General features: G+C 51.1%; 16 protein-coding genes. 6 read left to right on the forward strand and 10 right to left on the reverse strand.

What is annotated here, in order from left to right; translation table 11 throughout:
• Window positions 1-2 precede the first annotated feature (2 nt).
• From QJT81_11550 to QJT81_11595, 10 genes are all read right to left on the reverse strand, one after another.
• Window positions 3-1,565, reverse strand: a complete 1,563-nt coding sequence (locus tag QJT81_11550) for an AAA family ATPase (protein ID WGZ92512.1) — start codon at window positions 1,563-1,565, stop codon at window positions 3-5.
• Window positions 1,562-3,127, reverse strand: coding sequence for an AAA family ATPase (locus QJT81_11555; GenBank protein ID WGZ92513.1), 1,566 nt, complete (start codon window positions 3,125-3,127; stop codon window positions 1,562-1,564). Before QJT81_11555 ends, QJT81_11550 begins: the two co-directional genes overlap by 4 nt.
• A 171-nt stretch (window positions 3,128-3,298) precedes the next feature.
• Window positions 3,299-5,947 carry an N-6 DNA methylase gene (locus QJT81_11560; protein WGZ92514.1) on the reverse strand — a complete coding sequence of 883 codons (2,649 nt, stop codon included), beginning with the start codon at window positions 5,945-5,947 and terminating at the stop codon, window positions 3,299-3,301.
• A 34-nt stretch (window positions 5,948-5,981) separates the two neighbouring features.
• Window positions 5,982-6,401, reverse strand: a complete 420-nt coding sequence (locus QJT81_11565; GenBank protein WGZ96476.1) for a nuclear transport factor 2 family protein — start codon at window positions 6,399-6,401, stop codon at window positions 5,982-5,984.
• Window positions 6,401-7,147, reverse strand: a complete 747-nt coding sequence (locus tag QJT81_11570) for an SDR family NAD(P)-dependent oxidoreductase (protein ID WGZ92515.1) — start codon at window positions 7,145-7,147, stop codon at window positions 6,401-6,403. The genes QJT81_11565 and QJT81_11570 overlap by 1 nt, the downstream gene beginning before the upstream one ends.
• Complete coding sequence (locus QJT81_11575; protein ID WGZ92516.1) at window positions 7,144-7,605, reverse strand: DUF3429 domain-containing protein; 462 nt, start codon at window positions 7,603-7,605, stop codon at window positions 7,144-7,146. Before QJT81_11575 ends, QJT81_11570 begins: the two co-directional genes overlap by 4 nt.
• Before the next feature lie 22 nt (window positions 7,606-7,627).
• Window positions 7,628-8,155, reverse strand: a complete 528-nt coding sequence (locus QJT81_11580; protein ID WGZ92517.1) for a lipocalin family protein — start codon at window positions 8,153-8,155, stop codon at window positions 7,628-7,630.
• 16 nt (window positions 8,156-8,171) lie between these two features.
• On the reverse strand, window positions 8,172-8,549 hold the full coding sequence (locus tag QJT81_11585) for a DUF2237 domain-containing protein (GenBank protein WGZ92518.1): 378 nt from the start codon (window positions 8,547-8,549) through the stop codon (window positions 8,172-8,174).
• Window positions 8,550-8,599: 50 nt separating this feature from the next.
• Window positions 8,600-9,163 (reverse strand): hypothetical protein, encoded by a 564-nt coding sequence (locus tag QJT81_11590; GenBank protein ID WGZ92519.1) that lies wholly within the window; start codon window positions 9,161-9,163, stop codon window positions 8,600-8,602.
• Between the two features lie 10 nt (window positions 9,164-9,173).
• The gene (locus tag QJT81_11595; protein ID WGZ96477.1) at window positions 9,174-9,383 is read right to left on the reverse strand and encodes a TIGR03643 family protein; all 210 of its coding nucleotides are present in this window, start codon (window positions 9,381-9,383) and stop codon (window positions 9,174-9,176) included.
• A 151-nt stretch (window positions 9,384-9,534) separates the two neighbouring features.
• On the opposite strand from QJT81_11595, the gene QJT81_11600 reads away from it, so the two are divergent.
• The 6 genes from QJT81_11600 (at window position 9,535) to QJT81_11625 (ending at window position 12,601) form a co-directional block, all read left to right on the forward strand.
• Window positions 9,535-9,690 carry a DUF2256 domain-containing protein gene (locus QJT81_11600; protein ID WGZ92520.1) on the forward strand — a complete coding sequence of 52 codons (156 nt, stop codon included), beginning with the start codon at window positions 9,535-9,537 and terminating at the stop codon, window positions 9,688-9,690.
• Window positions 9,691-9,768: 78 nt separating this feature from the next.
• Complete coding sequence (locus QJT81_11605) at window positions 9,769-9,891, forward strand: hypothetical protein (protein ID WGZ92521.1); 123 nt, start codon at window positions 9,769-9,771, stop codon at window positions 9,889-9,891.
• A 126-nt stretch (window positions 9,892-10,017) separates the two neighbouring features.
• A complete protein-coding gene (locus QJT81_11610) occupies window positions 10,018-10,236 on the forward strand; it encodes a hypothetical protein (protein ID WGZ92522.1) in 219 nt (72 codons plus the stop codon).
• Between the two features lie 2 nt (window positions 10,237-10,238).
• A complete protein-coding gene (locus QJT81_11615; GenBank protein WGZ92523.1) occupies window positions 10,239-10,973 on the forward strand; it encodes an SDR family NAD(P)-dependent oxidoreductase in 735 nt (244 codons plus the stop codon).
• Between the two features lie 21 nt (window positions 10,974-10,994).
• On the forward strand, window positions 10,995-11,264 hold the full coding sequence (locus tag QJT81_11620; protein ID WGZ92524.1) for a hypothetical protein: 270 nt from the start codon (window positions 10,995-10,997) through the stop codon (window positions 11,262-11,264).
• On the forward strand, window positions 11,261-12,601 hold the full coding sequence (locus QJT81_11625; GenBank protein WGZ92525.1) for an AarF/ABC1/UbiB kinase family protein: 1,341 nt from the start codon (window positions 11,261-11,263) through the stop codon (window positions 12,599-12,601). The genes QJT81_11620 and QJT81_11625 overlap by 4 nt, the downstream gene beginning before the upstream one ends.
• Window positions 12,602-12,615 lie beyond the last annotated feature (14 nt).

A 12,615-nucleotide genomic window follows, 5' to 3' on the forward strand; every position in this document is an offset into this window, starting at 1 on the left:
TTCTAAGCCCCTTGTTCCCATTCAAACCCGACCAAATTCCGCGCCTGTTCGCTAAATTCCATCCCCAGCAGCATAATCTGGTGTTGCCCATCCCGATACGGCGCGGCGTAATCCTTTTCCTTGATTTGCTGCATCGCGCTACCGTCGCCTTCTATACCCTTGACCATTTTAAATTCGATGATGTAAACCTGCCGCAAACCATCGGGGCGGACAAAACGAATCGCCATATCAATCCGCCCCTGATTGTTGCTGACTTCCACCTGTGTTTCCATGCCCAGCGCACACAAAAAGGCGTAGATCACCGCCGCATAATAGCCTTCGTATTGCGCAATCGGGTTGTTGTTGTAGTTTTCGTAAGCGATATTCGCAAACAGGCTGCGGATATGTTGTTCAAACGCGGGCAAATCACTCTGATACAAGGCATCGCGCACCGTACCTAATGAGTGAGAGGTATCGGTGAGGTAATTGTCCAAAAAGTAGCTCATTAAGCTGTAGCGCACTTCAAGGTTGGGGTAAGTCAGCAAGTAATCCGGCGCTCGCCCTTCACCATTGTTTATCTCCTGTTTGATGGTCAGATAGCCGGTCTGGAACAGCAACGTCTCGATATTCAGACGATCCACGTCAAAATCGCCCAGTTTTTTGTAATCCATGCGCACCGCTTCGAGGTCGGGCAAATGGAAACGCCGTTTTTTCAGCACATCGACCAGAAACGTGGGCGAACCTGTTTCAAACCAATGCGGCAGGTATTTTTTACCTTTATCCAAAAACAGCAGCACATCAAACGGGTTGTAAACGCGCTCACCCAGCCAACCATAGCCGTTGTACCAACGTTTCATCGTGGGCAAATCGACATCTTGCAAGTAATCGGCGAAGGTGTGTTCCAACTCAGTTTGGGTGTAGCCGCACAGGGCGCTGTAACGCGCATCAATGGTAATGTCGTTAAGGTTATTCAAGCCGCTGAATAGCGAAACTTTGGAGAATTTACTAACCCCCGTGAGGAGTGCGAAACGGATACTGGCATCGTTATCCTTGATGACCGAATACAGGTTGCGCAAGCCATTACGCATCTCAACCGCCACGGCGCTGTTGGTAATATTGTCGAGGATCGGCTTGTCGTATTCATCGACCAACACGACCACGTTGCGCCCGTACTTGGCTTTGGCAGCGAGGATAAGGTCGCTAAAGCAACTGGTCACGTCTTCCTGATCAGGGCATTGGATACCCAGCCGCTCTTGGTTGACCCGCAGGATATGCCGGATGCGCCGTTCCAATTCCGCACGACTGGCTAATTCCCCCGCCCCGAAACTGATGGCAATCACGGGGTATGACACCGACCAATCCCAATGCGGGTGGATGTGCAGACCGCGAAATAGCACTTCATTGCCTTGAAACAATTGGTAGAGGGTATCGACCAGCAGTGATTTGCCGAAGCGGCGCGGGCGGGAGAGAAAGTAATACGTGCCGGATTCGACTAACTGTTGCACATACGGGGTTTTATCGACGTAAACGCAATCATCATCCCTGATTTTTTGCAGGGTGCTCACCCCAATCGGTAGTTTTTTCATGTTGCAGACTCCCACTCAAAACCAACCAGATTACGCGCCTGTTCGCTGAATTCCATCCCCAGCAGCATAATCTGGTGTTGCCCATCCCGATACGGCGCGGCGTAATCCTTTTCCTTGATTTGCTGCATCGCGCTACCGTCGCCTTCTATACCCTTGACCATTTTAAATTCGATGATGTAAACCTGCCGCAAACCATCGGGGCGGACAAAACGAATCGCCATATCAATCCGCCCCTGATTGTTGCTGACTTCCACCTGTGTTTCCATGCCCAGCGCACACAAAAAGGCGTAGATCACCGCCGCATAATAGCCTTCGTATTGCGCAATCGGGTTGTTGTTGTAGTTTTCGTAAGCGATATTCGCAAACAGGCTGCGGATATGTTGTTCAAACGCGGGCAAATCACTCTGATACAAGGCATCGCGCACCGTACCTAATGAGTGAGAGGTATCGGTGAGGTAATTGTCCAAAAAGTAGCTCATTAAGCTGTAGCGCACTTCAAGGTTGGGGTAAGTCAGCAAGTAATCCGGCGCTCGCCCTTCACCATTGTTTATCTCCTGTTTGATGGTCAGATAGCCGGTCTGGAACAGCAACGTCTCGATATTCAGACGATCCACGTCAAAATCGCCCAGTTTTTTGTAATCCATGCGCACCGCTTCGAGGTCGGGCAAATGGAAACGCCGTTTTTTCAGCACATCGACCAGAAACGTGGGCGAACCTGTTTCAAACCAATGCGGCAGGTATTTTTTACCTTTATCCAAAAACAGCAGCACATCAAACGGGTTGTAAACGCGCTCACCCAGCCAACCATAGCCGTTGTACCAACGTTTCATCGTGGGCAAATCGACATCTTGCAAGTAATCGGCGAAGGTGTGTTCCAACTCAGTTTGGGTGTAGCCGCACAGGGCGCTGTAACGCGCATCAATGGTAATGTCGTTAAGGTTATTCAAGCCGCTGAATAGCGAAACTTTGGAGAATTTACTAACCCCCGTGAGCAAAACAAAGCGGATATTGGCATCTTGCCCTTTAATCACCGAATAAAAGCTGCGCAAGGTATTACGCATTTCAGTGGCAATTGCGGTAGAACTTTCAATACTGTCCAGAATGGGCTTGTCGTATTCGTCAATCAGTATCACCACATTACGCCCGTATTTGGCTTTAGCAGCGCGGATGATGTCGCTAAAACAACTGGTTATATCGTCAGAATCGGGGCATTGAATGCCTAACTGCTCTTGGTTAATCCGCAGGATATGCTGGATATGCCGTTCCAGCCCCGCGCGACTGGTGAAGTCCCCAGACGCAAAGTTGAGGTTGATGACCGGATATGACACCGACCAGTCCCAATGCGGGTGGATGTGTAAGCCGCGAAACAATGCCTCATTGCCTTGAAATAATTGGTAGAGAGTATCGACCAGCAGCGATTTGCCGAAGCGGCGCGGGCGGGAGAGAAAGAAATATTTGCCCGATTCGACCAGTTGCCGGACATAGGGGGTCTTGTCCACGTAGAGGTAGTTGTCGTAGACAAAATCAGCAAGGGTGCTAATGCCAACCGGTAGTCTTTTCATTTTCGTTCCTTGTGCTGTTATTCAGCGGCTGCGCCGCTTATCCCCGCACCCAGCCGCTTTCAGCGTCGTCCCTCAAGGGGCGAGGGGCTAAGAAGGTTCTTTTCTTGTTCCCCCTCGCCCCTTGAGGGAGAGGGGGCTAGGGGGTGAGGGGTTCTTCTACGTCATTATACGTCATCCCCGCGCTTTCTCCTTGGCGATCATCTCCTCATACAACGTGAACAAATACTCCAGCCGTTCTTCGTCGTTGGTGAAGGGTTTGGCGCGGTAGCATTGTTCGATGGCGATGTCCATGTCTTGGTGGGCTTGGCGCAGACCGGCGGGCATTTTGTCGGGGTCGTAGAGTTGCGCCATCGTCTTTTCGGGGTGTTTTTCGCGCTCATCCAAGACGCGGAAGACGTGATCTTCCAGCTTCTCTTTTTGCTTTGCCGAAATATCAGGAAACGGAAACGTGTTATAACAAAGCACTGATGAATAACTAATATCTTCTCTCATTCGTCCACCAACAGTACGCACCCAAACCATGTGCATTCTTGATGAAATGATAGAAAAAATATGTGTTGGTGGCTCATACAAAACCATCGCTTTATTTGAAATAACAACGTTTTTTTCTAAAAAGCCTATGGGGATATATTCCCTTCTTTCTGATGAAACGCTTGGAATGATTAACGATTTTTTATTTTGGTAACGTATCTCACCAAACAAATGAGGTGTTTCAGCTAAAAGGGCTGTAGATGATTTTTTGCTTTTCAATCTTGTTTCTCTTACAGAAAGCATCCTTTTTCTTATGAACTCAATAGATTTCGCTTGAGAAAGTGATTCATCTGTTATCCACAAACAAAATCTTTTTAAACCTCTTATGTATTCACTTGCTCCCATAAATGGTTTAATCATTTCCTTGACTTCAGGATTCAGCGAAAGCAATTTATTTTTCTCAACATCATCCAATAATAAAAATCCTCCATCAACAGGCTTGCTGCCATAAGTCATTACAGGAAAATTTGATATAGGCAGATTTTTCTTAGATACAATTTGATTTTTACTTTTTATTAAATAAGGGCTTATATTATTTGCTTCGGAACAAATCCCATTCGTAAATAAGAACTTTTGTTTTAATGATGTTTTTCTAAGTCCGACAATAACACAGGTAACACCAGCATTGCCTTTTGCATTATTAGTCCAGTTAAATGATTGATGTGCAAAAAATATTTCAATATCAAGAGAAAAAACAGGACTCCATAATAGTACAACCTGCTCACCTTGAACTATAGAGTTTGTAGATACAAATGCAGATCTAGTACTAGCATTGCTAATAAATTTAGATGCCAATAAAAACCAACAGGCAATATAATCTAGGTTCTTATAATTTTTTATTCCTTTAAAAACGGTTGCCATATCTTCTTTTTGTTCGGCAGATTGCATACTTGAGCCGAGGTAGGGGGGGTTGCCGAGGATGTAGGTTTCGTGGGCGGGGTCTTTGGGGCAGACGGTTTCCCAGTTGAGGCGAGTGGCGTTGCCGCAAACGATGTTGCCGCCGCTTTGCAACGGCAGCGTAGGCTTGGCATCGCCGAAGACTTCGCGGAATGCCATGTTCATTTGGTGTTCCGCCAACCACAGGGAGAGCTTGGCGGTTTCGTGCGCGAAATCGTCCAATTCGATCCCGTAGAATTGCGTCAAACGGATGCCGGATTTTGCGGTTTTCCACTTGGTATTTAACGCCTGCAATTCGCGGAAAATCGCAATCTCCAGCTTGCACAATTCCTTATACGCAATGATCAGGAAATTCCCCGACCCGCACGCCGGATCAAAAATCCGCAAGTGATACAACCGATCCAGCAATTTAACCAGCTTGCCCTCATTGCCCGCAGCCTTCCCCAATTCCTCCGCCAATTCATTCAAAAACAGCGGTTCTATCACCTTCATGATATTCACCACCGAGGTGTAGTGCATTCCCATGTGGCTACGCTGCTCATCATGCACCACCGCCTGAATCATCGAGCCGAAAATATCGGGATTAATCGCTTTCCAATTCAACGCCCCGCATTCCAAAATCAGCTTGCGCGATTTGGCACTGAATTGCGGAACCGGATAATCCTTTTCAAACAAGCCGCCATTCACATACGGAAACGCCTGCAAAAACGCCGGAAATTCGCCGCGTTCCCGCAACGCCAATACCCGAAACAGCTTGTGTAAATAATTCGATAAATCGCTGCCATCGTCCGCCGTGTGCGACCCCACCGCATTGGTAAACTGGTTATCGCTAAAAATGCCGGTATCTTCCGCGAAAAAGCAAAACAATAAGCGCGATAAAAACAGATTCAAGGCATGGCGATCAAACGCCTTATTATCCGCATGAATCAAATCATACAAACGCCCCATGCGCTCCGCTGCTTTCACATCCGCCGGATTTTCGCTTTGGAATTGCTGTTTCTCCATCCCCGCCCAGGGCAAAAAGAAATCAAAATGCTTGGGCAAATCCACCAGTTCAATATCCAGCGTATCCTGCGTTTTGGTATCCACTGCCACCAAATGCTGCATAGTGGTCGCGATTAAAAAGCGCGGCGCGTGGCGCGTAATCGCGGTGTCTTGCTGGATAGCATCAATCAGCGCGTGCAAATCCGAATGGCGCTCATGGCTGAAATACACTTTCTTTTTCCACAACACATCAGTGCCACGTTTGGCAAGGTTGTAATCGCCCTTTTGCAAACGGGTGATGGACGCACGCGGCTGCTCATACGCCAGCAACAAGTCATACAGAAACTGATCAGGGTCAGGATTTGTCACCAATTTGCGTAAATTCTGTTCCAGCGTGTCGATATTCATGCCATGCGTTGCCCGTGATGAAAGAACCGGCATATTACCCCGCAGACAACTTCCCCCGCAACCAACGCACCCCCCACCCTAACACCGGCAACTTGCTGTAAATATGCTCCGCCGGATCCCAATAATCCACATGCTCCACCGCCAAACCCGCATCATTAAACCGCACCACGCTCGTACCGGGGATTTCCCAACGCTCGCCTTTCAAGGTTTGAAAATGGTAATCCCAGCGAATAAACAGCGTATCCCCCGCCAGCGCGTGATCCACAATCATAAAGCGTGAATGCTGGGTAGTCGCAAACATGTGCGCAAAAATCCGCGTAATCGCCGTCAACCCGCGCACATCATTAAACGGGTCTTTGAACCGCGCATCTGCCGCAAAAATTCCTGCCAAACACTCCAAGCCATCTGCCTGCAAGGTCGTAAAGGTCTGCAAATAACGCTCCACATGCCCCATCACGCCGCCCCCTTCGTCAGTTTGAAATACAACCAATATGGCAAGATACGCAGCAATTTCATCAAATACGCAAAGCGTTTGGGAAACGCAATCTCGAAATTCTGACGCGGCAAATCACGCATAATCGCTTGCGCCGCTTCCGCTACTTCCATCAGAAACGGCATCTTGAACGTATTTTTATCCGTCAGCGGCGAACGCACAAAACCGGGGTTAATCACCCGCAACAACACGCCCCGCGCTTTCAACTCCAGATGCAAGGATTCCGCCAAGCTAATCACCGCCGCTTTGCTGGCACTGTAAGGTGCGGATTTTGGCAAACCGCGATACCCCGCAATACTCGCCGTCAGCAAGATTTGCCCACGCCCCCGCGCCAGCATCAACGGCAAAATCGCATCCAGCCCGTTCACCACCCCCAAATAATTCACGTCGCACAACTTACGAAATAGCGCAGGGTCAAAATCTGCGAGCGGCATCGGCGTGTAATCACCCGCATTCAACACACACAGCTCAATGTCACCCAGTTCACGGGTAATCGCCGCTGCTGCGTGATGCAGACTTTGCACATCGGTCACGTCCAGCGGATACGGTGTCAGCAAGGGGTTACGCGCCTGCATGGCCTGCAACGGCTCGATGCGCCGCGCACTGATGGCGACCTTCCAACCTGCCCCTGCCAACGCCAGCGCGAGGGCTTGCCCGATGCCGGAACTTGCCCCCACTAACCACGCGACAGACGGCTGGATACTCATCCTACTGCCACTCCCGCCGCCGCTAGTAACAACGTCACAATCACCGTCAGATGCAGGCGCATTTTTCCGTAATCCGACGCTAGCTTGCCAAACAACAGTGACGCATCCACCACGTAAGCAAACACCACCAGCCCCGCCAATACAAACAACGCCACTTGAATCGGCAGCAGTAACGCAAACCACGCCAACACACTCGGCACGACGCTAAACAGCAACAACTTGCCCAAGTCACGCTCATTCAGCGTATCCTGCATCCCCAGCGCCACGCCCCAATGCACCGCACCGAGGAAACTCAAAATAATCGCCGCATACGCCGCCAGCCACCAATCCAGCCGCACATTTTCCAACAGCGGCAGATCAGACCCCAGCAATAACGCCACCGTCAGCGCAAAAAATGGCAGTAAGCCACCGTAACCTAACCACCACATCACCTTGGGCAAAGCACGTTTGGGTTGCATGGAATTCTCCTTTTCTCTCGCGTCACTGCTTCACAAAAATCAGCTTGTCGGTAGCAAAACCAAGGCTTTTCGCCTTTTCCACCAAGCACTGTTGTACCGCTGCATCCAGTTGCGGGGTACGCGACAACAGCCACAAGTAATCGCGGTCATTGCCCGCAATCAGCACGTATTGGTAATTCGGGTCGAGTTCCACGATATTATAACCGCCGTAGAAGGGGCCAAAGAACGACACTTTCAACTGCCCAACATCTTTTGCGCCGACAAATTTAGCGCGACCTTCCGCCTCTTCCCATTGCTGCTTGGCGGTGTTGTAACCGCGATTCATGACGCGAATATCGCCATCATCACGCGGGCTGTATTCCGCTGTCACCTGCTCCAAACCGCGCTCGAAGGAATGATCCAGCCGCGCCACTTCATACCACTTGCCCAAATAACGCTCGACTTGGAAGCCTGTCACTGGGGTTATGCCGTCTGGAATGCCGACACAGCCGGACAACAACAGTGCCAAACCCAGTAGCCATGCGTAAGATAATTTTCTGCACAACTTCATGCAAAACTCCTTGTAGTTACGACAAATCGACAGCGTGTTGCTTCAGATCATCCAGTGACAATACTTGTAGACAAGCCTGATGGGTAGAACGAACCATCACCCTCGGTGCTTTCCCAGCTCTCAATGCCTCCAACCAACGGCGGGCGCACAAACACCAGCGATCGCCGGGCTTCAGACCCGCAAAGCCATATTCTGGCTGCGGGGTTATCAGATCATTCCCCTGTTCACGGCTGTATTCCAGAAACGCTGGTGTCATCACCGCGCATACCGTATGCGAACCAATGTCCTGCTTGCTGGTATTGCAAGCACCATCACGGAAAAAGCCAGTCAGTGGTTGTGTGCCACATTCCTCAAGTGGTGTACCCAGTACATTGAGTGATTCCATCTTATCCATTGTCAATACTCCCTAAAATAAAGAACCCGAAGCATTAGTAGCGGCAGGCATTACCTATAAGCAGGCAATGCTTTAAACGCCTGCTTATAATTCAACTGCGCAATGCCGGACAAGTGCATCGACTTGCCCAACGAATTCGCCAACGCCGACGCAAACACGCGCTGATAAAACGGCAGGGATGCCACATACACCGGCAACGCATCCTCCAGCGTCGGACTCGCTTGCAACGCCTGCTCCAAGGTTTCACGCCGCGTGCGAATGTAAGCCAGAAACGCTGCATCGCGTGCGGTTTCTTCGCTCAATTCCAACGTCCACGCCAAATCATCATGCAACTCACAGCAGCCGATCACCTGATCAAACGTCGGCACACTCCACTGTTGCGGGAACACCGGCGAAAGCTGAAAACGTTCACCGTAACGATACAACCAATACTTGCGCCCGCGCACAGGCTTGAAACTGAAACGGCTTTCCAGCACAAACATCGACGTAAACAAATCCGCCGTCATCTGCTCCAAGTGTTTCGGCACAATGCGCACACCGCTGCTGGCATTGCCTAACGCCGCTAATACCGGCACTAGCCCTTTGCCTTGTGGATTCGGATTTTTCTGTTTCACGATCTCATTCCTAACGGGTGCGTTGTGATGGGCAGACGAATCGTCCGACCAAAAAGCCGCGCTTGCCCAAATGTTTGGTGGTGCGCCCCGCCATGCGTTTGCGCCACATCCGAAAGCTGGACGGCTGCATCTGTTGGCGCATCAAGTCAATGACCGCCGTTTCGTTTAAACCGTAAAGCGTGTTGATTGCCTCAAACGGGGTACGGTCTTCCCACGCCATTTCCACTATGCGGCTCAAGTCAGCGTCGTTAAATCCAGTCTTGTATAACTTCATTTGGAAAATACCTTGTAAACTCTCCCGATAATAGCACCTAACTTATACATTACTGATAATCAGCAGTAACCCTGCGGTTTAAGGATTCAACACAGTAATGGCACACCACAAACCCACCCTCCCCCACAAAACCTGCCCCGTCTGCCAACGCCCGTTCGCGTGGCGCAAAAAATGGGAAAAATGCTGGGACGAGGTGAAATACTGTTCCGAACGTTGCCGCCGCAGCCGTGACACGGGGGCAGATCATGCGTAGATTGTGCATCGTGCTGGGCGACCAACTTGACCGCCAATCCAGCCTGTTCAACGATTTCGACCCGCAGCAAGATTGCGTTTGGATGCTGAAGAAAGCATTACCTATTACATCGGCGTGCAAAAAGACGTAACCGCGTTGGTTAACCTCCAGCAAGAACTGGCAGCCGCTCAAGCGCGTATCAAAGCGCTTGAACAGTGCTAAGACTTAGCGCTGCAACAATCATTGCTGTCACACTTTTGTATAAATACCCGATACAAAGCATGATTAATTGCAAGTCTTGTCCAGAATCACGACACTCAGGGCACAATCATTAGGAGGAACTCGACCATGCGCATTTCGACCCTTGACCCGATTAGCCTAGAAGATGTTACCGATATTGAAAATGCGCCGTTCGTTGTGGATGGCGACCTCAAAATCTACTTCCAGTCCGAAGCCAATAAAACCGAGTATCTCGACATTCCCATGCACACCGGCGAAAACAGCCCAGGCTTGAAAAAGATTTTCGACGACATCGCCGATTGCCCGATCACCGGCAGCATTAACTAAGCATGACAGCCACGCCGCGTAAGGTGTTGGTGGCAGGTGCGTCGGGCGGCATCGGGCAGGCGTTTTGCCAGCAATTGGCGGCGCAATTTCCCGACATCCACCTGATTCGCTTGGCGCGTCACACCGAAACATTGTTGCCGTTAAACGTTGCCACACAAGACCTTAGCTTCGATCTCACCGACGAAGCCAGCATGATTACCGCGCTGCAAACCTTGCCCGACAACGCCGAGATTGATTGGATTTTCATCGCTACTGGCTGGTTGCACGATCATGATACCCAGCCTGAAAAAACCTGGCGCAATCTGGAAGCGGATCACCTGATACGTGCTTTCAGCCTAAACACCGTCGGCCCCGCGTTACTGGTCAAACACTTGCTGGCAACGCTCAACCCCAAACACCCGACCACCATTGGTATTTTATCCGCACGGGTCGGCAGCATTAGCGACAACCGTTTGGGTGGCTGGCATTCCTACCGCGCCAGCAAAGCCGCGCTGAATATGCTGATTAAAAACTTCGCCATTGAACTAAACCGCATCAAACGCCCCACCATTATCGTGGGCTTGCAACCGGGTACAACCGCGACCGCGCTTTCCGCCCCCTTTCAACGCAATGTGCCACCCGACCATTTGCAAACGCCTGAATTCACTGCCAGCCACTTGCTCAACGTCATGCAAACCCGCCAATTGAGCGATTCGGGGCAACTTTTTGACTTCATGGGTTTGCCGTTCGCGCCCTAAACCTTGTGACAGGAACTCCCCATGTACCGAGCCAAACTGCAAGCCCAACTCAAATCCCTCAGCAACGTTAACCCCACCACGCAATGCTGGGAGTGGCAGGGACAAATTTCCAATAGTGGGCGCGGACGTATTATGATTCAGGACGACGGAATGCCGCGTACAGTCGGTGCAGACGATGCCAGTTACATCGCCTTTTTCGGCGTGATTCCGCCTAAAACGCTGGTGCGTCAAACGTGTGGTAATCGCTTGTGCATCAATCCTGAACACCTTGAGTTAATGAAACTGCCATGACGACTATCGACGAAAAACACAATGCCAGCGTCCCCGCCGGACGCTTTGCCCGTATGGCGCGTCTCGGTTCACTCGCCACGGGTGTCGCGGGTGGCATGATCGCCGAAGGGGCGCGGCAGCTTGCCCAAGGTAATCGCCCCAAAGTCAGCGAGTTGCTGTTAACCCCCGCCAATGCCAAGCGTGTTGCCGACGAACTGGCACGGCTACGTGGGGCAGCGATGAAAGTCGGGCAACTGCTATCGATGGACGCAGGGGATATGTTGCCCGCCGAACTCACCGACATCCTCTCGCGGCTGCGTTCTGATGCCAAACCCATGCCCTTGAGCCAATTGGCAAAAGTGCTGGATGACAACTGGGGCAAAGGCTGGAACGCTCGCTTCCAACAATTTTCGTTCCAACCCTTAGCAGCAGCGTCGATTGGGCAAGTGCATTCGGCGCATACCAAAGACGGGCGGCATCTCGCGCTGAAAATCCAGTACCCCGGCGTGCGCGAAAGCATCAGCAGTGACGTGGATAATGTCGCGGCGTTATTGCGCATTTCGGGACTGATCCCCAAAGGCATCGACTATCAACCACTGCTCGAAGAAGCCAAGCAGCAATTGCATCAAGAAGCGGATTATTTGCAGGAAGCCGCGTACATGCAACGTTACCAAACCTTGCTGGCGGATAGCCCTGAATTTACCCTCACCGCCGTGCACGACGATTTCACCACCGTGAATATTCTAGCCATGACGCATATTGGCGGCGTGCCGATTGAATCGCTGATCCATGCGCCACAGGAAGAACGTGACCGCGTGGTGAGCTTGCTGATGGGCTTGTTATTCCGCGAAATTTTCCAGTTCCGGTTGGTGCAAACTGACCCGAACTTTGCCAATTACCGTTACGACCGTGACGCGCAGCAATTGATTTTGCTCGACTTTGGCGCAACGCGTGAATACCCCGCGACGATTGCCGAAGGTTATCAGCAAGTGATGCAAGGCGCGGTTCAACAGGATCGTGCCATGATGGATGCGGGCGCGGCGCAAATCGGTTTCTTTCAGGCATACATCAAACCCGAACAACGCGCCGCTGTGCTGGATTTATTTGCCCAAGCCTGCGAACCGTTGCGCTGGCAAGGCGCGTATGATTTCGGCACCTCAAATCTTGCCAGCCGAATTCGTGACGCAGGCATGGCGTTGAGCATGGAGCAGGATTACTGGCATACCCCGCCTGCGGATGCGTTATTTTTGCATCGCAAGCTGGGCGGGCTGTATTTACTAGCAGCGAAATTGCGGGCGCGGGTGGATGTGGGCGGCTTATTTGCGCAATACGCTACGCTGCCCACTTGCGCCCGTTAGCCGCTTAGCGCAAA

Origin of the sequence: Candidatus Thiothrix putei (genome assembly GCA_029972225.1) — a bacterium.
GTDB classification, from domain to species: domain Bacteria; phylum Pseudomonadota; class Gammaproteobacteria; order Thiotrichales; family Thiotrichaceae; genus Thiothrix; species Thiothrix putei.

What these genes read in the sequence shown, in the direction of transcription:
- QJT81_11550 (WGZ92512.1), bottom strand. Translation starts at nt 1,565, where the DNA reads ATGAAAAAACTACCGATTGGGGTGAGCACCCTGCAAAAAATCAGGGAT.
- QJT81_11555 (WGZ92513.1), bottom strand. Translation starts at nt 3,127, where the DNA reads ATGAAAAGACTACCGGTTGGCATTAGCACCCTTGCTGATTTTGTCTAC.
- QJT81_11560 (WGZ92514.1), bottom strand. Translation starts at nt 5,947, where the DNA reads ATGAATATCGACACGCTGGAACAGAATTTACGCAAATTGGTGACAAAT.
- QJT81_11565 (WGZ96476.1), bottom strand. Translation starts at nt 6,401, where the DNA reads ATGGGGCATGTGGAGCGTTATTTGCAGACCTTTACGACCTTGCAGGCA.
- QJT81_11570 (WGZ92515.1), bottom strand. Translation starts at nt 7,147, where the DNA reads ATGAGTATCCAGCCGTCTGTCGCGTGGTTAGTGGGGGCAAGTTCCGGC.
- QJT81_11575 (WGZ92516.1), bottom strand. Translation starts at nt 7,605, where the DNA reads ATGCAACCCAAACGTGCTTTGCCCAAGGTGATGTGGTGGTTAGGTTAC.
- QJT81_11580 (WGZ92517.1), bottom strand. Translation starts at nt 8,155, where the DNA reads ATGAAGTTGTGCAGAAAATTATCTTACGCATGGCTACTGGGTTTGGCA.
- QJT81_11585 (WGZ92518.1), bottom strand. Translation starts at nt 8,549, where the DNA reads ATGGATAAGATGGAATCACTCAATGTACTGGGTACACCACTTGAGGAA.
- QJT81_11595 (WGZ96477.1), bottom strand. Translation starts at nt 9,383, where the DNA reads ATGGCGTGGGAAGACCGTACCCCGTTTGAGGCAATCAACACGCTTTAC.
- QJT81_11600 (WGZ92520.1), top strand. Translation starts at nt 9,535, where the DNA reads ATGGCACACCACAAACCCACCCTCCCCCACAAAACCTGCCCCGTCTGC.
- QJT81_11610 (WGZ92522.1), top strand. Translation starts at nt 10,018, where the DNA reads ATGCGCATTTCGACCCTTGACCCGATTAGCCTAGAAGATGTTACCGAT.
- QJT81_11615 (WGZ92523.1), top strand. Translation starts at nt 10,239, where the DNA reads ATGACAGCCACGCCGCGTAAGGTGTTGGTGGCAGGTGCGTCGGGCGGC.
- QJT81_11620 (WGZ92524.1), top strand. Translation starts at nt 10,995, where the DNA reads ATGTACCGAGCCAAACTGCAAGCCCAACTCAAATCCCTCAGCAACGTT.
- QJT81_11625 (WGZ92525.1), top strand. Translation starts at nt 11,261, where the DNA reads ATGACGACTATCGACGAAAAACACAATGCCAGCGTCCCCGCCGGACGC.